This window comes from Nocardioides oceani, from assembly GCF_030412965.1.
In the GTDB taxonomy this organism is placed as follows: Bacteria; Actinomycetota; Actinomycetes; order Propionibacteriales; family Nocardioidaceae; genus Nocardioides; species Nocardioides oceani.
Genome location: NZ_JAUHJQ010000302.1, coordinates 1 through 213 on the forward strand (window position 1 = coordinate 1; position 213 = coordinate 213).

A 213-nucleotide genomic window follows, 5' to 3' on the forward strand; every position below is an offset into this window, starting at 1 on the left:
CGCCACCGGTGTCGACGTGGTCGAAGATCCCCGTGACCCGCTGGTCCGACGTGCAGGTGATGGCCGTGACGGACGGCTGCCCGGACGGCGGCGCCGACGCGGCGCCGGGGCGCGCGTCGGCGTGGTCACCACAGGCGGTCGCCAGGAGCGTCGTCGCGAGGAGCGCCACGCGGGCGAGGTGGTTCCGCCGGGTCATCGGTCCTCCTCCGGGCC

1 protein-coding gene is annotated in these 213 nt (G+C 76.5%); it reads right to left on the minus strand.

The window, feature by feature from the left end; all coding sequences use genetic code 11:
- Positions 1–196, minus strand: a 196-nt coding sequence (locus QWY28_RS24150) for a hypothetical protein (protein WP_300955427.1), incomplete at its 3' end; no start/stop codon positions are given.
- Positions 197–213: the final 17 nt, after the last annotated feature.